The organism is Yokenella regensburgei ATCC 49455, from assembly GCF_000735455.1.
Classification (GTDB): Bacteria; Pseudomonadota; Gammaproteobacteria; order Enterobacterales; family Enterobacteriaceae; genus Yokenella; species Yokenella regensburgei.
In genome coordinates, this window is record NZ_JMPS01000038.1 from 1 (window position 1) to 24,290 (window position 24,290).

25 protein-coding genes are annotated in these 24,290 nt (G+C 50.0%); 5 read left to right on the forward strand and 20 right to left on the reverse strand.

Translation table 11 applies throughout. The features are described 5' to 3' along the window. The coding region (locus GYRE_RS11120; RefSeq protein WP_038255281.1) for a DUF4238 domain-containing protein at nucleotides 1–683 on the forward strand (683 nt) is incomplete at its 5' end. 339 nt (nucleotides 684–1,022) lie between these two features. Here GYRE_RS11120 and GYRE_RS11125 read toward each other — a convergent pair. The 7 genes from GYRE_RS11125 to GYRE_RS11150 form a co-directional block, all read right to left on the reverse strand. Continuing rightward, complete coding sequence (locus tag GYRE_RS11125; protein ID WP_038255282.1) at nucleotides 1,023–1,628, reverse strand: hypothetical protein; 606 nt, start codon at nucleotides 1,626–1,628, stop codon at nucleotides 1,023–1,025. Between the two features lie 64 nt (nucleotides 1,629–1,692). Then, on the reverse strand, nucleotides 1,693–2,427 hold the full coding sequence (qatD, locus tag GYRE_RS11130; protein WP_112471500.1) for a Qat anti-phage system TatD family nuclease QatD: 735 nt from the start codon (nucleotides 2,425–2,427) through the stop codon (nucleotides 1,693–1,695). Further along, nucleotides 2,424–2,708, reverse strand: coding sequence for a hypothetical protein (locus GYRE_RS24995; protein WP_248782259.1), 285 nt, complete (start codon nucleotides 2,706–2,708; stop codon nucleotides 2,424–2,426). Before GYRE_RS24995 ends, qatD begins: the two co-directional genes overlap by 4 nt. Next, a complete protein-coding gene (qatC, locus tag GYRE_RS11135) occupies nucleotides 2,701–3,765 on the reverse strand; it encodes a Qat anti-phage system QueC-like protein QatC (protein ID WP_248782260.1) in 1,065 nt (354 codons plus the stop codon). The genes GYRE_RS24995 and qatC overlap by 8 nt, the downstream gene beginning before the upstream one ends. After that, the gene (locus GYRE_RS11140) at nucleotides 3,762–4,508 is read right to left on the reverse strand and encodes a hypothetical protein (protein WP_038255283.1); all 747 of its coding nucleotides are present in this window, start codon (nucleotides 4,506–4,508) and stop codon (nucleotides 3,762–3,764) included. Before GYRE_RS11140 ends, qatC begins: the two co-directional genes overlap by 4 nt. Before the next feature lie 9 nt (nucleotides 4,509–4,517). Beyond that, nucleotides 4,518–6,287, reverse strand: a complete 1,770-nt coding sequence (locus tag GYRE_RS11145; RefSeq protein WP_038255287.1) for a KAP family P-loop NTPase fold protein — start codon at nucleotides 6,285–6,287, stop codon at nucleotides 4,518–4,520. A gap of 95 nt (nucleotides 6,288–6,382) precedes the next feature. Next, nucleotides 6,383–7,840, reverse strand: coding sequence for a tyrosine-type recombinase/integrase (locus GYRE_RS11150; RefSeq protein ID WP_038255289.1), 1,458 nt, complete (start codon nucleotides 7,838–7,840; stop codon nucleotides 6,383–6,385). 159 nt (nucleotides 7,841–7,999) lie between these two features. On the opposite strand from GYRE_RS11150, the gene mutS reads away from it, so the two are divergent. Beyond that, the gene (mutS, locus tag GYRE_RS11155) at nucleotides 8,000–10,567 is read left to right on the forward strand and encodes a DNA mismatch repair protein MutS (RefSeq protein ID WP_112471510.1); all 2,568 of its coding nucleotides are present in this window, start codon (nucleotides 8,000–8,002) and stop codon (nucleotides 10,565–10,567) included. 14 nt (nucleotides 10,568–10,581) lie between these two features. On the opposite strand, the gene GYRE_RS11160 is transcribed toward mutS, so the two are convergent. Beyond that, nucleotides 10,582–11,487: a LysR family transcriptional regulator gene (locus GYRE_RS11160; RefSeq protein WP_038255293.1), complete on the reverse strand. Its 906-nt coding sequence runs from the start codon at nucleotides 11,485–11,487 to the stop codon at nucleotides 10,582–10,584. A gap of 108 nt (nucleotides 11,488–11,595) precedes the next feature. On the opposite strand from GYRE_RS11160, the gene GYRE_RS11165 reads away from it, so the two are divergent. Continuing rightward, nucleotides 11,596–12,801, forward strand: a complete 1,206-nt coding sequence (locus GYRE_RS11165) for an MFS transporter (protein ID WP_038255301.1) — start codon at nucleotides 11,596–11,598, stop codon at nucleotides 12,799–12,801. Beyond that, on the forward strand, nucleotides 12,798–13,178 hold the full coding sequence (locus GYRE_RS11170; RefSeq protein ID WP_038255304.1) for a DUF4440 domain-containing protein: 381 nt from the start codon (nucleotides 12,798–12,800) through the stop codon (nucleotides 13,176–13,178). The genes GYRE_RS11165 and GYRE_RS11170 overlap by 4 nt, the downstream gene beginning before the upstream one ends. 50 nt (nucleotides 13,179–13,228) lie before the next feature. On the opposite strand, the gene rpoS is transcribed toward GYRE_RS11170, so the two are convergent. The 12 genes from rpoS to cysD all read right to left on the reverse strand — a co-directional run bounded on the left by rpoS (nucleotide 13,229) and on the right by cysD (nucleotide 22,961). Continuing rightward, nucleotides 13,229–14,221, reverse strand: a complete 993-nt coding sequence (gene rpoS, locus GYRE_RS11175; RefSeq protein WP_006818531.1) for an RNA polymerase sigma factor RpoS — start codon at nucleotides 14,219–14,221, stop codon at nucleotides 13,229–13,231. A gap of 60 nt (nucleotides 14,222–14,281) precedes the next feature. Then, complete coding sequence (gene nlpD, locus GYRE_RS11180) at nucleotides 14,282–15,373, reverse strand: murein hydrolase activator NlpD (RefSeq protein ID WP_245939509.1); 1,092 nt, start codon at nucleotides 15,371–15,373, stop codon at nucleotides 14,282–14,284. Nucleotides 15,374–15,544: 171 nt separating this feature from the next. Further along, nucleotides 15,545–16,171, reverse strand: coding sequence for a protein-L-isoaspartate(D-aspartate) O-methyltransferase (locus GYRE_RS11185; RefSeq protein WP_038255307.1), 627 nt, complete (start codon nucleotides 16,169–16,171; stop codon nucleotides 15,545–15,547). Next, nucleotides 16,165–16,926 carry a 5'/3'-nucleotidase SurE gene (gene surE, locus GYRE_RS11190; protein ID WP_006818527.1) on the reverse strand — a complete coding sequence of 254 codons (762 nt, stop codon included), beginning with the start codon at nucleotides 16,924–16,926 and terminating at the stop codon, nucleotides 16,165–16,167. Before surE ends, GYRE_RS11185 begins: the two co-directional genes overlap by 7 nt. Next, nucleotides 16,907–17,956 (reverse strand): tRNA pseudouridine(13) synthase TruD, encoded by a 1,050-nt coding sequence (truD, locus tag GYRE_RS11195; protein ID WP_038255309.1) that lies wholly within the window; start codon nucleotides 17,954–17,956, stop codon nucleotides 16,907–16,909. The genes surE and truD overlap by 20 nt, the downstream gene beginning before the upstream one ends. Beyond that, complete coding sequence (gene ispF / locus GYRE_RS11200; protein WP_006818525.1) at nucleotides 17,953–18,432, reverse strand: 2-C-methyl-D-erythritol 2,4-cyclodiphosphate synthase; 480 nt, start codon at nucleotides 18,430–18,432, stop codon at nucleotides 17,953–17,955. Before ispF ends, truD begins: the two co-directional genes overlap by 4 nt. Beyond that, nucleotides 18,432–19,142 carry a 2-C-methyl-D-erythritol 4-phosphate cytidylyltransferase gene (ispD, locus tag GYRE_RS11205; protein WP_038255311.1) on the reverse strand — a complete coding sequence of 237 codons (711 nt, stop codon included), beginning with the start codon at nucleotides 19,140–19,142 and terminating at the stop codon, nucleotides 18,432–18,434. The genes ispF and ispD overlap by 1 nt, the downstream gene beginning before the upstream one ends. Before the next feature lie 22 nt (nucleotides 19,143–19,164). Continuing rightward, nucleotides 19,165–19,476: a cell division protein FtsB gene (gene ftsB / locus GYRE_RS11210; RefSeq protein WP_006818523.1), complete on the reverse strand. Its 312-nt coding sequence runs from the start codon at nucleotides 19,474–19,476 to the stop codon at nucleotides 19,165–19,167. Nucleotides 19,477–19,628: 152 nt separating this feature from the next. Continuing rightward, nucleotides 19,629–19,955 (reverse strand): DUF3561 family protein, encoded by a 327-nt coding sequence (locus tag GYRE_RS11215; RefSeq protein ID WP_006818522.1) that lies wholly within the window; start codon nucleotides 19,953–19,955, stop codon nucleotides 19,629–19,631. A 55-nt stretch (nucleotides 19,956–20,010) separates the two neighbouring features. After that, on the reverse strand, nucleotides 20,011–20,616 hold the full coding sequence (gene cysC, locus GYRE_RS11220; protein ID WP_006818521.1) for an adenylyl-sulfate kinase: 606 nt from the start codon (nucleotides 20,614–20,616) through the stop codon (nucleotides 20,011–20,013). Beyond that, entirely contained in the window at nucleotides 20,616–22,043 is a 1,428-nt protein-coding gene (cysN, locus tag GYRE_RS11225; protein ID WP_038255312.1) for a sulfate adenylyltransferase subunit CysN, read from the reverse strand. Before cysN ends, cysC begins: the two co-directional genes overlap by 1 nt. Before the next feature lie 9 nt (nucleotides 22,044–22,052). Then, nucleotides 22,053–22,961: a sulfate adenylyltransferase subunit CysD gene (gene cysD / locus GYRE_RS11230; protein WP_006818519.1), complete on the reverse strand. Its 909-nt coding sequence runs from the start codon at nucleotides 22,959–22,961 to the stop codon at nucleotides 22,053–22,055. Nucleotides 22,962–23,199: 238 nt separating this feature from the next. Here cysD and GYRE_RS11235 point away from each other — a divergent pair, with 238 nt between their 5' ends. Continuing rightward, a complete protein-coding gene (locus tag GYRE_RS11235) occupies nucleotides 23,200–24,237 on the forward strand; it encodes an aminopeptidase (RefSeq protein WP_038255314.1) in 1,038 nt (345 codons plus the stop codon). The last annotated feature ends 53 nt before the right edge of the window (nucleotides 24,238–24,290 follow it).

The window sequence follows — 24,290 nt, forward strand, 5'->3', positions numbered from 1 at the left end:
ATAAAGGATGGTTAGTAGTTAATGATGACAAAGAACTCATGCAGTTTGCCAAAAGGAATCTCGATATATTGAATAAAGTATTCCTTGAAAATAAATACTCTGATATTGAAGGATCTATTTCTGAAATAATAAAAGAAATGATAAAGGAACAAGAGGCTAAAATTATTACACCTATCAATGATAAGATGTATTTTAATCTTTTGATTTTTTACAGCCTGCAATTATTCAGAACAAAAAAAATGATATCAGCGGCTCAACAAAAAATTGAGAAACTGACTTTAGTACGAGGGGATGTAGAAATAGAATTAGATAATTGTCAAAAGGAAACCTTCCTTAAATGTATGCTGTATATAATGTCTTTCCAGTTTGCTCTTAAAATTGAGAAAGAATGCTTCAGTATCAAAATACACAAAAACCATACCAAAATAAACTATATAACGTCAGATTCACCTGCAATATATCACAATGATGGTGCTATTGCTGCGATGCCACTTTCACCTCGTTTATTTGTAAACTTCAGTTTGAATAAAAACACAAATGCAATCCCACCGACAAGAATACAATTTGAGATTGTCGATATCTACGATCCTGAAAAAATAAAAATAACAAATAGACTCGTCCATGAATTTTCTAATAATTTTTTGTTTGCTAAGAAGAATGTAGACTTGAAGCTTAATCTTTAGGTCTAAGTCTCATCTGTTTTGTGATGCGATATTTTTCGCACATAGGCTTAAAAATAATGTTCGCTCTTATGCCTGAATGTATTTAAATATGCTCAGGTTTTTTATCGTGGTCATCAATGCTTTTAAAAAAATCATTTGAAATATAGACTACAGAAAACAAAAGTGTAAGCACGGATAATACCCCCTTAAAACCAGTGATATATAAGGGGGCTTCACCAAACAAATCAAGTACAGCAGTAATATTTATTATGGTGAAAATTAATAGCCTTTTTTATTTTACATCCACTCATTAACAATCAATAAATAACTTACAATCGCAGCCAACCATTTAAAAAATAATTATTTTTTGAAAATACATTTCAATTCTAGAGTTTCTTGTGCTGAATTAGAAAGCTGGATTAGATTATTCAGCAACTCTACGAAAGAATCATTGAATACTTGTCGTTCATTTAAATCTATCCAATCCCAGGATAAAGCTTCTTCTATTGAGACCCAAACAATGTGTACTCGTTCTTCTTTTAAATAAAGTTCAAATCGTTCTTCTGGTGTTCTAAGCGCATGAGATAGGATTTTATTTCGATTATGTAACTCATCATAATTATCAATATGCCAGAATGGTTGTTCTATTGTGAAGTCAATCAGTGAGTTAAATGCAAGCCCTCGAACCTGAGCACCATGCATAGTGCTTTTTACTTTATGACTATCTCGCCAAATCCTTAAATCACCCAACAAATAATTTACTCGTTGATTTCGAGCCTTACTATCTTCGGCTTGGTATTGAATGTATTCAGGTCCACCACCATTTTGTCGGTAACGAGCTAATGTTTTAACACTAATACCAAGGTAAAGAGCAGCCAAATCAACATTCAGTGTCGTATCGTCAGGCATATCACCGAATAGCTTCCAGACTTCCGATAATTCTCTCAGTGTCTCAATGATCTTCATATTTCATTTCTCCCGATAAAGATAGAGTATATTTACAACTAATCATCCACTCTTCTTATATAAATCATCGTTCACCGATAGAAAGAATTCGCCTAAAATTCTCTTCTAATTTATATTCAACAGTTTCTGAATCACACCCCCATATTTCGGATATACCTCTAATGGCTTTATCAACATCCCAAGGGAATAGATTTTTCCCACTGAATTTTGCGAAAGGTGCATCTGTCTCTGTTAATAATCTATCTTTTGGTATTAATCCTATTATCTCTTTTCCTTTTTTTGAGTTTAACATTGCAGGACCAACTGAGAACCAGGCCCCAATATCTATGGCTTTATCCAGCTCAGTTTTTGTGCCAGTAAACCAATGAAATATTGGAACCCCATCAATCCCCTTCAATTCATCCACAACTTTATCTGCACTACCTCGTGAATGTATTGACATAATCTTCCCGCCCCGATGATGAATCTCTCTTAAAATATGTCTAAAAACTTTCAGTTGGATCTCAGCATGTTTTTTATAATCTTGTCCACCATCAAGTCCTATCTCGCCAACATACTTTACTTGGGGTAGCAAAATATCAAAGATAGCTAACTCTTCGTGCCGCAAGTGTGCCAACTCAGGATGTAGTCCTAAAGCAGTTTTTATTCTTTTACAGCCAGAAACAAGCCTATTGCTACCAATATACGCATTCGGTGTAGTCGTGACAGAAAGGACATATAGTCCTTTCTTATCACATTGATAAATAATATCCTTTGGATCTTTGTATAGATCCAAATGACAATGCATATCAAACTTCAAACTAATTTTTCCTTCTTCAAGAAAGCTTCTACTTCTTGTAATCCTTCAATGAATACATTTTCATACTTGCCAATATCCTGCTCTTTAAGCTTTCCAGATTTCAATACCCACGCCTTCAAATTTCTTTTTTTAGCATTTTCAATAGCCATTATCACTGAAAAGATATCATCTCTTCCATCTTGTTTATTTTTAACAAAATTCAGTAAATTAGCATATGAAGCTTGATGATATGTTATTGATTCTTTTACTCCCCCTCTTAATAGGGAGGCTCGTCTAATCATACAAGGCACACAGGTAGCCACATTGCTGATGCTTTCTTTTCCAATGACTGCACGAAACTGTAGAATCAACGATATCAGCGAGTATATTCTTATCTTTGCATTCACTAACCATTTGTCCTTTTGTTTTGAATTGGTACGGGTTAGTAAACTTCATCTTAAAACCAACGTTATCAAAAATACTTTGTATCATTTCGATAAAATATGGATGAGTAGTTCTTGTGCTAAGAGAGCCAATTCTTCGATTTGTCAATGGGGCATTCAATGAGATAAAACCATTCTCAGGTACATATATCGATATGTTATTTTTATTATTAGCTTTCATCACAGCATCTGCACCAACAGCAGCAAATGCTAAGAAATTCAAGCTGCGTGTTCTCATCGTAATATCTCTTTGCATTCCCCTTCCTATAGGATTTGCACTGGTGCAAAGCCTTGAGAAATTCCCCTTACCTTTGATTCCTTTTGATATTTGTTCCTGTTTTGCTTTATCTCCTTTGTATGAATGACTTATTAACAACGGTTTCTCACCTGCTGTTAAAATATCAATAACACCGATTGCACTGTCTAACCCACCAGAAAACAGAGAAATACAATCCAATCCATCTAAATTTATTAATCTACGCCCATTGACTGGTTTAAATGGAACAGGAGGTTTCATTCCATCTTTTTTAAAATCAAATTTCCAGACATCTCCACTTAAAAACTGTAATGCTTTTTCAATATATGTTTTATTCTTTATCCAGATAGTTGGATTTATGACCCTAACAGATACGTTTATATCCCGTGTCCAACCATCAAAGCAATCATCACGAACTATAAAGGTGTCAGCGGCTGTCACAGCCATTGATATTGTCAGGAAATCCATTACCTCGTCTGATATTTGAACTCCTAATCTTTTAATTGCGTCATATACAGGCTTTCCTATTGTTGCAATATCATTTCGAGGCTTTATTCCATTTTTGGCAACGACTCCATCTCTCGAATAAATTTGAACTGAAATAGTAGAATCATTCGATGCTGGCAACCGACTATAATCATGGTCTATATAAATATTCATTCGCTATAACCCTTCCATTCATCCCAAATTTCAGTAATAACATCTTTTTGAATTTTAATTATATCTGATTTTGAAAACGATCTAATGTTTTTACTTATTTTCGGTTCCATATGGTTATCAACTATTGCACTAATATACTCATGCAATTCATTTTCTGCTCTCTGCAATTCTTTCGCTGACTGTGCATTATTCCAAGATTTTCCTGCGTCCATTGTAACTTGAATAAAAATACTATCAGTCAAATAGCAAATCATCGTTTCAATAAGAACATCGTCTGTAATATCTTGTGGGTTAAACGTGGTCTTTCCATCTAAAGCTTCAACTAAAGCATCATTCATTGCAGTTTGAATTTTATCAGCATCCTCACTGCCATCAGAAAGGGCTTGGGATATTCTTGCAATTGCGTCTTCACATGAGAGTCCATTAAGGCTACTTAGGTCAATAATAGGATTACTATTCTGATCGTTTACAACCCCATCATTCAGTAATTCAAATAAGCCACCACCAGCACTAACAATATTACCAAGTCGTTCGTTAGCTGAATCTCCTCCACCTGTTACTTGTCGGGAATAGCGTCCAAGAGCACCTCTTAGTGAAGATATATCTCGGCTTCGAGCAAATCTACCAAAAAGAGTTCTAAAACCGCTTAGATTTTGATTTCCTCCATTTTTTGCTTGATCTGCCCAAGGTGGAACAAGTGGATTCCCATTTTTAGGTCCTTTACTTGACTGTGACGTTCCCATATCTTCTCCTTATTTAAACCAATTTTTTTCTTTTATAAGAGCATTCATCCAATGCGGATTATCGTTTATGCCACTTATAAATCTTTTAAAGACTTTCCCTGCTTCGATATGCTTATCTGCAACTAATACAGCCCCAGCAAAACCAGCAGGTTGTTTGCTCCATTCAGTTATAGTTCGAAGGTGTTCAATCAAACTTTCCATAACTGGAACAAATTCATCTTGAGATATATCCCGTAATGCAGTTACAGCAGCTTGTGAACTTTTCCTTGTCGTAGTAATCAATACACTTAACGCATCTCTTGCTTTTGGAGACAAACCTATTACATAATGGGCTGCTGGCATTGTTTCGCGTGATAAATAGATTGACGCTCGTAAATCCTTATCACTCAATTTTGGTTCGAGATCAAACCACTTTAAAATAAAATCACTGGTTGCATCATCTTTCGTCCAAGATTCTGGTACAGAATCAGGTAAATTCTTTGGTTTCGTGCTTTCTATTTCACTAAATAATTCCTTGTAGCCTTTATTAGTATCAATCATTGAATATAAATCATTGGAAGCAGTCTCTCCTGCACATCTTTCAAAGATTACTAACTTCGTAATGACATTCTCATCTAATGAAATACTTCTTCTTCTAGCAATGTTTGATCTCATTTTTACAATATTTAGTAATCTCTTAACTATTCTTGGATTGCCATGTATTATTGGTGAGGTAGCAAATATAGGTGCCAACCGGTCTACTTGATCATATGCCCTTGCTAATTCTAAATTATTCTCTCCTTCTAATATTTTTATTGCTTCTTCTTTCTTCATAGGATCTTTATGCCATGATTCCTGTAATGATTTCTCCAATGCTATCCTTAGCTTTTCTACCAAATTACTATCTACCCCTGCATTTACTGCATGAAGCATGAAAAGATACGATCTTATTTCTAAAAGGCCTGTTCTTGGGACTCGGATAGGGACTTGTATTAGTTTATCCAAATAATCAATATGATGCCTTGCTGATGTTCCTTTGAAATACTCTGATACGGATGTTCTTATCATGTCTTCATCAGCAGCAATCACAAATGCCGTATTTGGCAGGAATAAAAATAATCGTATTGCTTCTAATGTTTGTATAGCATTTTGTGGTAAACAACGATCTAGGTTATCTATAAAAACAATTAAATTTTTCCCTAACTCTTTTAAAATCCCACTATATTCATCTCTAAATAAATTTATTTGCTGTGGTGGGGTCAATGCTTCTTTATCTTTAATTAACCCACTATTTGCAACCTCCTTACCTGTACTAATGGCTTCTTGGTATGTATTTTCATTAACACCGTTATTAAAAATATTTTTAATTGCCCCAACCCCCTTAGAAACCATTCCCCCGGTAGGAATCCCCATAGCTAATGCAATTCCTTCAAGGGTGTAACCTAATGCCCTCACTTTATCTACTCGGTTAAATAAACTGAATGTCTTCTCTACAAGGTTTGGGTTTCCTTGGGCTGCTTCGTTAAGTTTTGTTGCAATAACTTCCAGTAATGCAGCCCTTGCGTCATCATAGCCCTGATACAGCCAAGCATCAAAATTTACAACTAGGATATCCTTACCATCTTCTTGATTTATCTGTTTTTCTATAATTTTAAGTAATGATGATTTCCCTGCCCCCCAGTTACCAAATATTCCAATAGACACTGGCAACATATTTTCAGACTTCAATATATCTACTGCGAGACTTGAAACTTCGCCAAAATTTAAGTAATCAATGTTGGATTCTACGTCAGCCCACATACACACTCCCTATTGTTAAATGGCTAACAAACACTTTCATTAGTTTTAGCTTGAAATTATTTCGTGGTAATATATTTACAATGCAACAGTATTAACTAACAAGTTTCGTTTAAGGGTGGATACTTAGCCGAAGCAAGTAACACATTGTATAATTTAGGAGCAGTCATAAGCATATGCAACTCAATCCTTTGTAATGCTTCAAAAATCCGTTCTTGATCAGGTTCTGCATACCTTTCTGTTGGATCTGTTGTATTTCTGTGATTGAGCAGTCTCTTAACGACGGCATATGAAACAAGTTCTTCAGCAACCCTACCAAATGTCCTTCGTAGATCATGCATACCAAGCTTCAGGATTCCCGCCTCTTGGCAGATATATTCCCTTAGACTTTTGCTATCGGAATAGTGACCAACTCTACTTCGAGAAGAACGAGCCGGGAAAACCCACTTCTGTTTGTCCTTACGGGTTACCGTATCGTTTACTATGTCTCTTCTATCTTCCAAAATTCTTTTGACGGCATCACAAATCGGAAGCTCGTGATCGTTTCGATTCTTAGTGTCGTAAAAACGGATGGTTCGGTTACTCAGGTCAACAAAGCTTGTCGTTTTTGCTTCTTCATTGGTGAGAGCTTCCCTCCAACATAAAGATGCTGTTTCTTCCTTTCTGGCACCTAACAGGACAGTCAGTAGCAGATAATCGCACCCAAGCCGGTTGAAGCTCCTCTTGTTGTACAATGCTGTTAAAAATCGTCCAAGAGTATCTTTTGGCGAAAGCGGATTTCTGACACCTTTCGCTTTGTAGCTGTCTTCAAGCTCAGAACGAGTCCTGAACTTCTTCTGCACTTTCAGAATTGAAAATGGATTGTATGACAGCGATGGTTGCCGTTGTTGTGTCTGGGCATTACTCGATTCGATATCGATTGCATGTCTGACAGCTACATTTGCCCACCGGAATGTCTGTTCCGCTGCTGTCCTGGCTCTGCTTGCAATTTCATCAAACTTACGAAGGATCTCATTACCAGAAAGATCTTTAACTCTCAGGCCAGACCACTCGGAAAGCCTCTTCTCTGCTTTGTTCAGCACATTAAGTGTGTTCTGTTTAGCTGGTTTTGATCTTCCTAACAGATGTTGACGATATTGAGCAAACACTTCACTCATAGTGAGTTCAGAAACATCTGCTTCTCGTTTAATTTTGTTGGGGTTTCTCTTTGTTGTGATCATTGTCTGAACGAACTGCCGGGCTGCTTCACGAGCTTGATCAATACTCGGAAAATCAGAAACATTGCCAACTTTAACTTTCAGCACAGAACTTGGTTTCTTACCCTCAGTCACAGTACGATGACCGGAAGACACTCTTCGCTGGATTACATAGGTTTTTTTCGTCAAACTCACCTTAACACCGAATCCCACAGGAGACTCCCTGTGGTCATCAAAGACTATGTAAGGTTTTTGGTCAGGGTTAGCTTCGAAAACGACTTTTCCTGCATCGTTAAGAGTAGGCTTCACACCAATGCTTAACTTGTTGAGAATAAAAGACTGGCTGAGAGTTGTTTTCAAAATATCACCACTGTTTGTAGCCCAAGAATGATTAGAAAGTAACCTATCACGCTCCAGGCTACAAGTGAGCTACAAACTAATTGGTTTATGTGCGTTTAAACGATATTTATCCAGGGCCACATGAGCACTTGAAAGAATTAAAACATGAGTAAAATCAACATGAATGATGCCATTGATAAGGACTTCTCTAGCCATACGCCCATGATGCAGCAGTATCTGAAGCTGAAAGCTCAGCATCCGGAGATCCTGCTCTTCTATCGTATGGGCGACTTTTACGAGCTGTTTTACGACGATGCGAAACGCGCATCGCAGCTGCTCGACATTTCCCTGACTAAACGCGGCGCTTCAGCCGGTGAACCGATCCCGATGGCCGGGATCCCTCATCACGCGGTGGAAAACTATCTGGCGAAGCTGGTCAACCAGGGCGAATCGGTCGCGATTTGCGAACAGATTGGCGACCCGGCCACCACCAAAGGACCGGTCGAACGTAAAGTCGTTCGCATCGTCACCCCGGGCACTATCAGCGATGAAGCACTGCTGCAGGAACGTCAGGACAACCTGTTGGCCGCCATCTGGCAGGATAGCAAAGGCTTCGGCTATGCCACCCTCGATATCAGCTCCGGACGTTTTCGCCTGTGCGAACCGGCAGACCGCGATACCATGGCCGCTGAACTCCAGCGCACTAATCCCGCAGAACTGCTGTATGCGGAAGACTTTGCCGAGCAGGCGCTGATTGAAGGCCGTCGCGGTCTGCGTCGCCGCCCGTTGTGGGAGTTTGAAATTGACACCGCTCGCCAGCAGCTGAACCTGCAGTTCGGTACCCGCGATCTTATCGGTTTTGGCGTAGAGAACGCCCCGCGCGGCCTGTGCGCAGCGGGTTGTTTGCTGCAGTATGTAAAAGACACCCAGCGCACCGCCCTGCCGCACATTCGTTCCATCACCATGGAGCGCCAGCAGGACAGCATCATCATAGATGCCGCCACCCGTCGTAATCTCGAAATCACCCAGAACTTATCCGGCGGATTTGAGAACACGCTGGCGGCGGTACTGGATAAAACCGTCACTCCGATGGGCAGTCGTATGCTCAAGCGCTGGCTGCACATGCCGGTGCGCAGTACCCAGGTGCTTGTCGAGCGCCAGCAGACGATTGCCGCGCTGCAACCGAGCTACAGCGAACTGCAGCCGGTGCTGCGTCAGGTGGGCGATCTGGAGCGTATTCTGGCTCGTCTGGCGCTGCGCACCGCACGTCCGCGCGATCTGGCGCGCATGCGTTATGCCTTCCAGCAGTTGCCGGAACTTCGCGCCCAGCTTGCTGACGTGAACAGCGCACCGGTACAGCGTCTGCGTGAACAGATGGGCGAATTCAGCGAGCTGCGTGAGCTGCTCGAGCGCGCCATCATTGAATCACCACCGGTGCTGGTACGTGACGGCGGCGTTATTGCGCCGGGTTACCATGAAGAACTCGACGAATGGCGAGCGCTCGCCGACGGTGCCACCGACTACCTCGACAGGCTGGAGATCCGCGAACGTGAACGTCTGGGGCTCGATACCTTAAAAGTCGGTTACAACGCGGTGCACGGCTATTACATCCAGATTAGCCGTGGGCAAAGCCACCTGGCACCGATTCACTACGTCCGCCGTCAGACGCTGAAAAACGCCGAGCGCTACATTATTCCAGAGCTGAAAGAGTACGAAGACAAAGTCCTGACCTCCAAAGGGAAAGCGCTGGCGCTGGAAAAACAGCTCTACGAGCAGCTCTTCGATACGCTGATGCCGCACCTGGCAGACCTGCAGTTAAGCGCCGCAGCGCTGGCTGAGCTGGATGTGCTGGTGAACCTGGCTGAACGTGCGGAAACCCTCAACTACTGCTGCCCAACCTTTACCGATAAGCCGGGGATCCAGATTGTTGAAGGTCGCCACCCGGTGGTGGAACAGGTGCTGAACGAGCCGTTTATTGCCAACCCGTTGAATCTCGCTTCACAGCGGCGGATGCTCATCATCACCGGTCCAAACATGGGTGGTAAAAGTACCTATATGCGCCAGACGGCGCTGATTGCGCTGCTGGCCTATATTGGTAGCTACGTTCCAGCGCAGAAAGTTGAGATTGGCCCAATCGACAGAATTTTCACCCGCGTAGGCGCTGCTGACGATCTGGCGAGCGGCCGTTCCACCTTCATGGTAGAGATGACCGAAACCGCCAATATTCTGCACAACGCCACGGAAAACAGCCTGGTGCTGATGGACGAAATTGGCCGTGGCACCTCTACCTATGATGGTCTGTCACTCGCCTGGGCCTGTGCGGAAAGCCTTGCCAACCGCATCAAAGCGCTGACGCTGTTTGCCACCCACTACTTCGAGCTGACCCAGCTGCCGGAGAAAATGGAAGGCGTTGCCAACGTCCACCTCGACGCGCTGGAGCACGGTGATACCATTGCGTTCATGCACAGCGTTCAGGACGGTGCCGCCAGTAAGAGCTACGGCCTGGCCGTCGCTGCTCTTGCCGGTGTACCAAAGGACGTTATCAAGCGTGCCCGCCAGAAGCTGCGCGAGCTGGAGAGCCTTTCGCCAAACGCGGCGGCGACCCAGATAGACGGTACGCAGATGTCACTGCTTGCTCCTGCCGAAGAAGCGTCCCCCGCCGTTGAAGCGCTGGAAAACCTCGACCCGGATTCCCTGACGCCGCGCCAGGCGCTGGAGTGGATCTACCGTCTGAAAAGCCTGGTGTAACCCCTCTGACCGGGTCAGACTTCACGTGGCCCGGTCGTTTCTCTCTCCCGCAGGAAATCAATAAACGCACGCACCTTTGCCGGAACATGTCTGGCATCGGGGTAAACCGCATAAATACCCTGTTGAGGAAAACGATACTCCGGCAGCAGCGCTGCCAGCGCTTTCTCTGCCAGTGCTTTACCGACCAGCCATTCCGGCAACAACGCAACGCCGCTGCCCGCCTTAGCAAATGCCAGCAACGCAGCAGCGCTGTCCGCATAGAGACGCGGTGATTGAGTAATTTCAAACGCCACCTCCTGCTGGAGCGCATCCGTCAATGTCCAGCGCAGCGGCGACGACAGGCGGTTATGAATAATCCATCCCGCTTCGCTCAAATCCTGAAGCGAATTCATTGGGTGCTGTGCCAGCCAGCCAGGAGAGGCCACCGGGATAATCGCAAACCGGGCGATAAGCGATGCCCGATAGCGGGAATCCGCCAGCGTACCAAGGCGAATGGCCACATCAAAGCGCTCTGAAATCAGGTCTGCATGTTGAGAAGAAGAGACGTGGCGGATGCGCAGATCCGGGTGCTGTTCGCTGAACGCCGCGAGCGCCGGAATAACCGTCCGGCAACCGTATTCCGGCGTGGTGGTGATACGCAGTTCGCCACGCAGGCCATGGTGGCTTGCCCGCACCTCATCCTGCAGGTTTTCCGCTTCCTGCAGCAGTGAAACGCCGCGGCGATAGAAGGTCTCGCCGGCTTCCGTCAGCGTCAGGCGGCGGGTAGAACGCAGCAACAGCGTCACCCCAAGCTCGCTTTCCAGCTGGCGAAGATTAAAGCTCACCACCGCTTTGGTTTGCCCAAGTACGTCCGCCGCCGCGGTAAAACTCCCCGCCTCTACTACCGCGACGAACATGGTCATGCGTTGCAAATTCAGCATAGTCACTCGTCATACTGTCAAAAATATTTTGACAGTATATCTGTTCCGTCACCGTTTATCCGCCGCCCTTCGCTCATTACAGTACGCCAGTGTATTTATGGAGGCGCTATGACGTATCGCAGCAAGGTGGCGGTAATTTTTCTACTGGGGTTCTTCCTCGATCTTATCAATATGTTTATCGCGAGCGTCGCCTGGCCTGCGATGTCGCACAGCCTGCAGGCCACGGTCGCCGGGCTGGCGTGGGTGAATAATGGCTATATTATCGGGCTGACGCTGGCTATCCCTCTCAGCGCCTGGCTCACCAGGCACCTGGGCGCAAAGCGCGTGTTTCTGCTTTCCCTGCTGGTCTTCAGCCTGGGGGCGGTGGCGTCAGGGTTTGCCGGATCACTGGCTACACTCGTGACCTGGCGTATTGTCCAGGGTGCTGGCGGCGGTTTGTTGATCCCGGTGGGACAAGCGCTGGCCTGGCAGCTCTATAAACCTCATGAACGGGCCAGACTTTCAGCGGCGGTTATGCTGGTGGGCCTGCTGGCGCCCGCGCTGTCGCCGGCGGCGGGCGGTTTTCTGGTGGAGACCCTCAGCTGGCGATGGGTATTTTTCGCAAGCGTACCGCTGTCGCTGATAACGCTACTGCTCGCCGGATGCTGGCTGAAGCCGGGGAAAAATGCCAGCGGGCCGCGCCCTCTGCTGCGCCTTTCCTTGCTTCGCGATCCGCTGCTGCGCTTTGCGATGCTGATTTACCTTTGCGTGCCGGGGATTTTTATCGGCGTCAGCGTGGTCAGCATGTTCTGGCTACAGACCATCATCGGCCTGTCCCCTGCCGCCGCGGGTGCGCTGATGCTGCCGTGGTCGCTGGCATCGTTTTTGGCCATCACTACAACCGGAAGATATTTTAATCGCCTGGGGCCACGACCGCTGATTATTGCCGGTTGTCTGCTGCAGGCGCTGGGAATGCTGGCGCTGTTGGTTAGCGATAATCATGCCCTGCTGGTCGTCGCCTTCACGTTGATGGGAGCAGGAGGAAGCCTGTGCAGCAGCACCGCGCAGACCAGCGCGTTTATGTACATCAACCACCACGATATGACCGACGCCAGCGCACTGTGGAACCTGAACCGCCAGCTCAGCTTCTGTCTCGGCGTCAGCCTGCTAACCCTGACCTTCGACAGACTGGCCGCATTTTTACCAATGGCGGTCGCCTGTTCGTGGACCTTCGCGCTCGCCGCAACGCTGACGCTGATTCCGATTTTGTTTTGCCTTCGCCTGGATAACCGGGCGGTTATCCAACATATTACGACTGAACGGGAACGTGTATGAACCGCTATATCACTGAAGTTATTGATGCTCACATCGCTATTGAGAACTGGCTAGGTCAGGGAGAAGGTCACCCACAAACGCTGCTGTCACGCTTTGCAGCTGACTTTACGATGATCGCGCTGAACGGTTCAACGCTCGACCGTAGTACGCTGGAAAGTTTTTTTCTGACACAGAAACAGGCGCGTCCCGGGCTTAAGATTGTTATTGATAGTATGGACATCGTCGCCGAGTGGCCTGACGGCGCGGTAGTGAAATACCGTGAACTTCAGACACTTCCGGAGCAAGGCCAGAACGTTCGCTGGTCAACGGCGGTCTTTCGTTTGCAGGAGGGGCGAGTGTTCTGGCGCTTACTGCAGGAAACACGCGCGGGGGAATAACAAAGAAAAAGGCCAGTCGATGACTGGCCTTTTTTTTGAAAGAACTTTGCTTATTCGCGGAACAGCGCTTCGATATTCAGACCTTGCCCCTGCAGGATTTCACGCAGGCGACGCAGACCTTCAACCTGAATCTGGCGAACGCGTTCACGAGTCAGGCCGATTTCACGACCAACATCTTCAAGCGTTGCCGCTTCATACCCCAGCAGACCGAAACGACGTGCCAGCACTTCACGCTGTTTGGCGTTCAGTTCGAACAGCCATTTGACGATGCTCTGTTTCATGTCATCGTCCTGCGTGGTGTCTTCCGGGCCGTTGTCTTTTTCATCGGCCAGGATGTCCAGCAGCGCTTTTTCGGAATCGCCACCCAGCGGGGTGTCGACCGAGGTGATGCGCTCGTTGAGACGCAGCATACGGCTAACGTCATCAACCGGTTTGTCCAGTTGCTCGGCAATCTCTTCCGCACTCGGTTCGTGGTCCAGTTTGTGGGACAACTCACGCGCGGTACGCAGATAGACGTTCAACTCTTTGACGATGTGGATCGGCAAACGGATCGTACGGGTTTGGTTCATAATCGCCCGTTCGATGGTCTGGCGGATCCACCAGGTCGCATACGTCGAGAAACGGAACCCGCGCTCCGGGTCAAACTTCTCAACGGCACGGATAAGTCCCAGATTGCCCTCTTCAATCAGATCCAGCAAAGCCAGACCACGATTGCTGTAACGACGGGCAATCTTCACCACCAGACGCAGGTTACTCTCTATCATCCGGCGGCGGGAAGCGACATCTCCGCGCAGCGCACGGCGTGCAAAATAGACTTCTTCTTCGGCCGTTAGCAGTGGAGAGTATCCAATCTCTCCAAGATAAAGCTGAGTCGCGTCCAACACACGCTGTGTGGCACCCTGAGATAACAGCTCTTCCTCGGCCAGGTCGTTATCACTGGGTTCCTCTTCAATCAAGGCCTTCTCGTCGAAAGCCTCTGTTCCGTTCTCATCAAATTCCGCGTCTTCATTTAAATCATGAACTTTCAGCGTATTCTGACTCATAAGGTGGCTCCTACCCGTGATCCCTGCGCGGAACAGGCAGTTAGGCCATGCTCCGCCGAATTATCGCTGCGGCAAATACTGCAGCGGGTTTACGGATTTCCCCTTGTAACGAATTTCAAAATGCAAGCGTGTAGAACTGGTTCCGGTGCTACCCATAGTAGCGATTTTTTGCCCCGCCTTAACTTCTTGTTGTTCCCGGACCAGCATCGTATCGTTATGGGCGTAGGCGCTCAGGTAATCATCGTTGTGTTTGATGATAATAAGATTACCGTAACCACGCAGTGCGTTACCGGCATAGACGACGCGTCCATCAGCGGTCGCGGCGATTGCCTGTCCTTTACTGCCTGCGATATCGACACCTTTATTCCCGTTTTGCGAGAACTGTTCGATAATTTTGCCGTCAGTCGGCCAGCGCCACGATGAAATTGGCGAACTGGTAGACGTACTGCTCGCAGTTGGTTGGGCTGTGTTCACAACAGGTGCCGTTACAGGCGCTGTGACCGTAGTCGCAGGCTTGTTATTAGGCAACATTTTGTTAGCACTTTGTTCACCTGAATCCTCAGAATACGTAATTGTTGGTTCAGAAGCAACCACTGCGCTGGAATTTTGTGCAGGTTTCGTGACCATACCCTGAGAGCCGCTGCTGGCCTGAACACTTGCCGCTGCCACCGCGTTATTGCCGGTAATTGGCTGCCCTGAAGCGTTGCCAACCTGCAGGGTTTGCCCCACATTCAGGCCGTATGGGGCAGGAATATTGTTGCGCTCGGCAAGGTCACGGAAGTCGTTGCCGGTCACCCAGGCAATATAGAACAGCGTGTCACCGCGCTTCACCGTATAGGTGCTGCCGCCGGTATAGCTGCCCTTCGGAATATCACCGTATTTACGGTTATAGACGATACGCCCGTCTGCATTAGTTTGCACGGGCTGCTGTGCAACCTGCGGTGCCGGAGCCTGAGTCGCAGGCATAGTCTGCGTTTGCATCGGCTGGATTTGTGGCTGTGCTACCGGTGCCGATGTGGCGGTGTTGCCCATTTTCGGCGGCGGCGTGATGAGCATTCCGGAGCTGGTGCTGGAGGAGGCGTTGCCACCTACAGAGGACACAGGCGCCGGGGCATTATTTGTCGTTGTACAACCCGCCAGCCAGAATGACACCAGCGATAACGCCGCAATACGGCTTAAGGTAAAATTTGGGCTTCCCGCGCTCATTTATCCCCCAGGAATAAGTTAGATCTTCTTTACCGTGCGACGCGCCGGTAAGGCACTGAAAAATGTGCTTACCCTACGCCCGAACACACGTTCATTAAACCAGGAAAACTCCTGATATCACGCCAGTTCGCCTTTGACTAATGGCACAAAGCGAACGGCCTCCACGGTATCAATAATAAATTCGCTCCCCCGCCGACGAATCCGCTTTAACCACTGCAGTTCGTCGCCAACCGGCAGCACGAGAATACCGCCTTCAGCCAGCTGTGACATTAGCGCCGTCGGGATCTCCGGTGGCGCTGCGGTCACAATGATAGCGTCAAACGGCGCACGCGCCTGCCAGCCCTGCCAGCCATCGCCGTGGCGGGTAGAGACGTTATGTAAATCAAGCTGTTTTAAACGACGGCGTGCCTGCCATTGCAGGCTCTTTATACGTTCCACCGAGCAAACATGATGAACTAAATGTGCCAGGATCGCCGTCTGGTAGCCAGAGCCGGTGCCGATTTCCAGCACCCGCGACTCCTCGGTCAGCTCCAGCAGGTCGGTCATTCTCGCGACCATATAAGGTTGAGAGATGGTTTGCCCCTGGCCAATGGGTAACGCAACGTTCTCCCACGCTTTGTGTTCAAACGCCTCATCGATAAACTTTTCCCGCGGCACCTGCGCAATAGCCTCAAGCACGAGCTCATTGTGAATTCCCTGAGCGCGTAATTGATTCAGCAGGATTTGTACGCGTTGACTTACCATTGCGCATCAACTCCCACGCGGTCCAGCCAACCCGCCACGACCTCCTGCGCATGGTGGGCCGTTAAATCAACGTGCAGCGGCGTCACCGACACATAGCCTTCATCCACCGCGGCAAAGTCCGTATCCGGACCTGCATCGCATTTACCGCCCGGTGGCCCTATCCAGTAGAGCGTGTTACCGCGCGGATCCTGCTGCGGAATAACCTGATCGGCCGGGTGTCGACTGCCACAGCGGGTGACGCGGATCCCTTTGATCTTCTCCAGCGGCAGATCCGGCACATTGATGTTGAGGATGCGCCCGGTACGCAGCGGTTCACGCGCCAGCGCCCGCAGAATTGAGCAGGTCACTGCCGCTGCGGTGTCATAATGCTGGTGGCCATTAAGCGAAACGGCAAGGGCCGGGAAACCGAGATGACGCCCTTCCATTGCGGCGGCAACGGTCCCGGAATAGATAACGTCATCGCCGAGATTGGGGCCCGCATTGATGCCGGACACCACGATATCAGGACGAGGACGCATCAGCGCATTGACGCCAAGGTAGACGCAGTCGGTCGGCGTCCCCATCTGGACGGCAATATCGCCATTTTCGAACGTGAAGGTACGAAGCGAAGATTCCAGCGTCAACGAATTCGACGCCCCGCTGCGGTTACGATCGGGTGCTACAACCTGTACCTCGGCAAACTCGCGCAGCGCTTTCGCCAGCGTCTGAATGCCTGGTGCATGGATCCCGTCATCGTTACTCAGCAATATTCGCATAATCACCTGTTGTATTGATAAGTTCCCTTACCACACCGGTGGCAAAACTTCCCGCTGGCAGCCAGAAGCGCAGCTCAACGGTGACGTCATCCCACCAGTTCCAGTTCAGTTGTTGCGGGTAAAGCAGCATGGCACGACGGGAGGCTTCCACCTTTTCGCGCACCAGCAGCGATTGCAGGAGCGTTTCTTGCGCCAACGCGCTTTGCTCAAAGGCCAGCGCCGTGCGCTGCGTGCCCCACTCGCCGCTACCCGGCATTGCCGCCGTAATCATCAGCTCACGATTGTCCACCCGAGCCTGCAGTTCGTCGCGCTCTTCGACCGTCGCTACAAACCAGCTGCCGCGCCCCGCTAATTGTAGCGCATCGCCGTCAACAACTTGATTAAAGTCTGTTTTTTTTAATTTATCGCTGACTATCTGATTAAACAAGGCGCTGCGTGCGGCAGAAAGCCAAAAACTGCGTTTGTTGCGATCGCGAACCGGGCCGCCGCTCTCCGCCCAACGCAGCGCGCCGTGCAGGTTACTGCCGCCGATACCAAAGCGCTGAGCGCCAAAGTAGTTAGGCACACCGCGTTCAACGATAGCCTGCAGACGGGCTTCCACATCGTTACGATCGGTGACTTCCCGTAGGATCAGCGTGAAGGCGTTCCCCTTCAGTGCCCCCAGTCGCAGCTTACGCTTATGCCGCGCGTACTCAAGCACCTGGCAGCCTTCAAGCTCAAACTTGCTGAGATCCGGCATCGCGTTGCCCGGCACCCGGGCGCACAGCCACTGTTCGGTAACGGCATGCTTATCTTTCTGCCCCGCGAAGCTCACTTCCCGGGCATGAATTTTGAGGAACTTCGCCAGCGCGTCAGCGACAAAACGCGTATTGCAGCCGTTTTTACGAATGCGCACCAGAATGTGTTCGCCTTCGCCATCTGGCGCAAAGCCCAGATCCTCCACCACCAGAAAATCTTCCGGATTGGCTTTAAGCATTCCCTGCCCCTGCGGTTTACCGTGCAGGTACGTCAGGTCGTCAAACGCAATCATGGCTTCGCCTTATGCAGTAGCGCCACGGCTTCGCAGGCAATGCCTTCGCCGCGACCGGTAAAGCCGAGCTTTTCGGTGGTGGTGGCTTTCACGTTGACGTCGTCCATATGGCAGCCAAGATCTTCGGCGATAAACACGCGCATCTGCGGAATGTGCGGCAGCATTTTCGGTGCCTGCGCGATAATAGTGATATCGACGTTACCCAGGCTGTAGCCTTTGGCCTGAATACGACGCCAGGCCTCACGCAGCAGCTCACGGCTGTCTGCACCTTTAAATGCCGGATCGGTATCAGGGAAAAGTTTGCCGATATCGCCCAGCGCCGCCGCGCCAAGCAGCGCGTCGGTCAGCGCGTGCAGCGCGACGTCGCCGTCAGAGTGGGCGAGCAGCCCTTTCTCGTAAGGAATACGCACGCCACCAATAATAATCGGGCCTTCACCGCCGAAAGCGTGTACGTCAAAACCGTGTCCAATTCGCATTATGCCGTCTCCTGGTGTTCAGATCGGGTAAGGTAAAATTCTGCCAACGCCAGGTCTTCCGGACGCGTGACTTTAATATTATCAGCACGGCCCGCCACCAGCTCTGGATGGAAACCACAATATTCGAGCGCCGAGGCTTCGTCGGTGATTGTCGCCCCTTCATCGAGGGCGCGCGTCAGGCAGTCTATCAGCAGTTCGCGGGGGAAAAATTGCGGCGTCAGGGCGTGCCAGAGGTCATTACGGTCAACGGTATGGGCAATGGCCGCTTTTCCCGGTTCGCCGCGCTTCATGGTATCGCGCACGGGGGCTGCCAGAATACCGCCAACCCGGCTGGTCTCACTGAGTTTGAGCAGTCGTTCGAGGTCATCCTGATGCAGGCAGGGGCGCGCAGCGTCGTGCACCAGCACCCACTCGGCATCACCGGCCGCTTTCAGGCCCGCCAGCACCGAGTCGGCGCGTTCGTTCCCGCCTTCTACAACGGTGACCTGCGGATGCAAAGAAAGGGGTAGCGCCTGAAAGCGCGCATCACCGGCGCTAACGGCTATCACCACCCGCTGAACACGCGGATGCGCCAGCAGTGCTGCGACCGCATGTTCAAGAATCGTTTTGTTACCGATTGAGAGATATTGTTTAGGGCATTCCGTTTGCATGCGGCGGCCAAATCCGGCTGCCGGGACCACGGCGCAAACGCCCGGAGTAGTTGCTGCCATGTTTTAATCCTGGAACACGTGTCTATCGATTCGTCTGCGAGGAACCCTGATTGCGTTTAGAGGCGTCCGGCACCAGACGATAGAACGTCTCGCCCGGGCGAGTCATGCTGAGTTCGTTGCGTGCGCGCTCTTCAATCGCTTCCTGACCGCCGTTGAGGTCGTCAATTTCGGCGAAAAGCTGATCGTTACGTGCTTTGAGTTTGGCGTTAGTTGCCTGCTGTGCGGCGACATCATCGTTGACCCGGCTGTAGTCATGCAGACCATTTTTGCCAAACCACAGCGAATACTGCAGCCAGACCAGCAAAGCCAATAATAGCAGCGTTAGTTTACCCATCCTGCCCCCTGAAAAACGGCATCATCATCCCATATCTTGTCCGGGTACTCTACCCCGGGCGCGGACGATGCCGCGTACTCGCGGGAAATGTACCACATTTTATCCGCTAGCACGTATGCCTCGTTGCAGCCCAGCCATTCATCTGCCGCCGTTTAGCCCATCAGCCAGTAAAAAAGCAGGCCGAAAAGCACGACTACCGTCAGTATGGTTGCCGGAAGACTATAGAGCAGTCGACTATTTAACAAAGAGTGTAGCGCAACGCCCACCACCACGGCGACAGGCATCAACGCTAAGAAGAAGGGCCAGGTGTAAAGCAGAAAGAAGACCGTGTTGCCGCCGTAAATCAGAAACGGGATCCCAAGCGCCAGCAGCCAGGACAGGAAGCCAACGACCGCACCTGGCAGTGACCACGTCGTTTCCTCACTCTGGGTGAGCGATTGTCCTGGGGTAATACTGATGTTCTGGCTGCTATCGCGCATATCAAATCCTGTAACCTGACTGGCCGGATAAGTAATATTGTTATCCGGCGCTGTCTCAGGATCTGATGATATCGTCTCGTCGGAGGAGATCTAATAATTGGTTAACCAAATTTGTTACCAATTGTTCACCCTGAAGGTGAATTTCTGGGGCATCTGGATATTCATACGCTGAATCTATACCGGTAAAATTCCGTAGTTCTCCGGCGCGCGCCTTTTTATACAATCCCTTAGGATCGCGGGCTTCACACACCGCCAAAGGTGTATCAACAAAGACCTCGAAGAAACGGTCTTCACCGATAAGTTCGCGAACCATCTGCCGTTCAGCCCGATGCGGAGAGATAAATGCCGTCAATACCACCAGCCCGGCGTCAACCATCAGCTTCGCCGTCTCCCCTACCCGCCGGATATTCTCTTTACGCGCGTCATCGCTGAACCCCAAATCGCGGCACAGGCCATGACGCACATTGTCACCATCCAGCAGATACGTACTGACGCCGAGGCGATACAGCGCCTCTTCCAGCGCACCGGCGACGGTCGATTTCCCCGAACCAGAGAGCCCGGTAAACCACAGCACAACACCACGGTGGCCGTGGAGCTGTTCACGCTGTTCACGTGTGACCGGATGCGGATGCCAGACGACGTTTTCGTCATGCTGCGCCATCAGCGTCCTCCCAGCAGGTCGCGTGCGCCCCAGTGCGGGAAATGCTTACGTACCAGCGCATTCAGCTCCAGCTCAAAGGCGCTGAATCCGGATGCCGTTGTCGACGCTTCGCTTTGCGGCTCGCGCACCATACCGGCGCCCACCGTCACGTTCGTCAGACGGTCGATAAAGATAAGCCCACCGGTGACCGGGTTCTCCTGATATTTATCGAGCACCAACGGTTCGTCGAAGGTTAAATCAACCAGCCCAATGCCGTTCAGCGGCAGGTTATCCACCTCACGCTGGCTCAGGTTGTTGATATCAACCTGATATTGCAACGCATCCACGCGGGCGCGGGTTTTCTTCCCGGCGATTTTAATATCGTAGGATTGCCCTGGCTGCAGGGCTTGTTCGGCCATCCACACCACGTCCACGCTGGCGCTCTGCACCGCCGGTAACGATGCACCGGCATCGACCAGCAGGTCACCACGGCTGATGTCGATTTCATCTTTCAGTACCAGCGTAATCGCTTCTCCTGCACCGGCTTCCTGAAGGTCGCCGTCGAAGGTGACGATGCGCGCCACGCTCGATTCCACTCCTGAAGGCAGCACTTTCACTCGCTGACCAACCTGCACGGTGCCTGAGGCCAGAGTGCCGGCGTAGCCGCGGAAATCAAGGTTCGGGCGGTTCACGTACTGCACCGGGAAGCGCATCGGCTGCTGCTCCACCGCGCGCTGGATTTCTACGGTCTCGAGCACTTCGAGAAGCGTTGGACCGCTGTACCACGGCATGCTCGCACTCTGCCCTGCCACGTTGTCGCCTTCCAGCGCGGACAGCGGCACAAAGCGAATATCGAGGTTACCAGGCAGCTCTGCGGCAAACGTCAGGTACTCTTCACGAATGCTGTTGAACTTCTCTTCGCTGAAGTCCACGAGATCCATTTTGTTCACCGCCACCACCAGGTGCTTAATGCCCAGCAGCGTGGAGATAAAGCTGTGGCGACGGGTCTGATCGAGCACGCCTTTACGCGCATCGATAAGCAGGATCGCCAGGTCACAGGTCGAAGCACCGGTCGCCATATTACGGGTGTACTGCTCATGCCCCGGGGTGTCGGCGATAATAAATTTGCGTTTTTCGGTCGAGAAATAGCGGTACGCCACGTCGATAGTGATGCCCTGCTCGCGCTCGGCCTGCAGGCCATCCACCAGCAGCGCTAAATCAAGCTTCTCGCCCTGCGTACCGTGGCGCTTGCTGTCGTTGTGTAATGAAGAGAGCTGATCTTCGTAAATCTGCCGCGTATCGTGCAGCAGTCGGCCAATCAGTGTGCTTTTCCCGTCATCGACGCTGCCGCAGGTTAAAAAGCGCAGCAGGCTTTTGTGCTGCTGAGCGTGCAGGTACGCCTCAACGCCGCCTTCATCGGCAATTTGTTGAGCAATAGTGGTATTCATGACGGCTCCTTAGAAATAACCCTGGCGTTTTTTCAGCTCCATGGAGCCTGCCTGGTCGCGGTCGATAACGCGGCCCTGACGTTCACTGGTTGTTGAAACCAGCATCTCTTCGATGATTTCCGGCAGCGTCTGCGCGTCGGATTCCACCGCTCCCGTCAGCGGCCAGCAGCCCAGGGTACGGAAGCGAACCATCCGTTTTTTGATCATTTCGCCCGGCTGTAAATCGATACGATCGTCATCGATCATCATCAGCATCCCGTCGCGCTCCAGCACCGGACGCTCGGCGGCGAGATACAGCGGAACGATCTCAATATTTTCCAGATAGATATATTGCCAGATATCCAGCTCGGTCCAGTTGGAGAGCGGGAAGACGCGAATACTCTCACCTTTGTTGATCTGACCGTTGTAGTTGTGCCACAGCTCCGGGCGCTGGTTTTTCGGATCCCAACGGTGGAAACGATCGCGGAAGGAATAAATACGCTCTTTGGCTCGGGATTTCTCTTCATCGCGGCGCGCGCCGCCAAACGCGGCATCAAAACCGTATTTGTTCAGCGCCTGCTTCAGCCCTTCGGTTTTCATGATATCGGTATGCTTGGCGCTACCGTGAACGAACGGATTAATCCCCATCGCCACGCCTTCCGGGTTTTTATGCACCAGCAGCTCGCATCCGTAGGCTTTGGCGGTGCGGTCACGGAACTCATACATCTCACGGAATTTCCAGCCGGTATCCACGTGCAGCAGCGGGAACGGCAGCGTGCCCGGATAAAAGGCTTTGCGTGCCAGATGCAGCATCACGCTTGAGTCTTTCCCGATGGAGTACATCATCACCGGGTTGGAAAATTCGGCGGCCACTTCACGGATAATGTGGATGCTTTCCGCCTCCAGCTGCCGCAAGTGGGTGAGTCGTTTTTGGTCCATTACCGTTCCTTAAGCCTTTCTGTACGTATTAGAAGCGACTATAGGGCGCGGTTTAGAGCAAATGAAATTACGAAATGGAATGAGTAGTTCCTCAAAGGAATAACCCGCCAGGAATAGAAATATCAAAAAGTGCTTAACGCGAGAATTTACGGGGATTTAAGAGCAAATGAAATTGTGTAGCGCGGGTCACAGTTTCATACTAGTGCAGTCATAATATTTTGAACGGTAAGGACACGTTATGTTTTCCGCATTGTGCCAACGCCTGCTTCCTCTGGCGCTCGGCGCATGTTTCGCCCTCCCGGTACAGGCAGCGACCAAACCTGTCGGAGAGATGGCGAACACCCAGGCTCGCTATATTGCCACCTATTTCCCCGGCCGCATGACTGGCTCTCCGGCTGAAATGCTGTCAGCAGACTATCTACGCCAGCAGTTTGCCGCGATGGGCTACCAGAGCGATATCCGCACCTTTAACAGCCGCTACATCTATACCACGAAAGATAAACGCCAGACCTGGCACAACGTCACCGGCAGTACGGTGATTGCGGCCCATGAGGGGAAATCGCGGGAACAGATAATCGTGATGGCACACCTCGACACCTATGCACCGCTCAATGATGCGGACAGCGAGAACAATTTGGGTGGCCTGACGTTGCAGGGCATCGACGATAACGCGCTGGGCCTTGGCGTGATGCTCGAACTGGCAAATAACCTGAAAAATACGCCAACGCAGTACGGTATTCGCTTCGTCGCCACCAGCGGCGAAGAAGAAGGCAAGCTGGGTGCGGCGAACCTGCTGAAACGCATGAGCGCAGAAGAGCGCAAGAACACGCTGCTGGTGATTAATCTCGACAACCTGGTGGTGGGTGACAAGCTTTATTTCAACAGCGGGAAGAAAACCCCGGCTTCGGTTCGCAAGCTGACTCGTGACCGGGCGCTGGCCATTGCCCGCAGCCATGGCGTGCTGGCCGCTATCAACCCTGGCCTGAATCCCAACTATCCGAAAGGCACCGGCTGCTGTAACGACGGTGATGTGTTTGATGAGGCAGGGATCCCGGTGCTTTACGTCGAAGCCACCAACTGGTCGCTGGGCAAAAAAGATGGTTACCAGCAACGGGCGAAATCCCGCGCGTACCCGGACGGCACCAGCTGGCACGATATCCGCCTCGATAATCAGCAATACATCGACAAAACCCTGCCAGGCCGCATCGCCCACCGCAGCCGTGACGTGGTGAAAGTGATGCAACCGCTGCTAAAAGAGCTGGCGAAAGCCAGGTAATCCAGATGAGGTCAGATGCCCTTCCCTCCCTTACGGGGAAGGGAGGGAAAGTA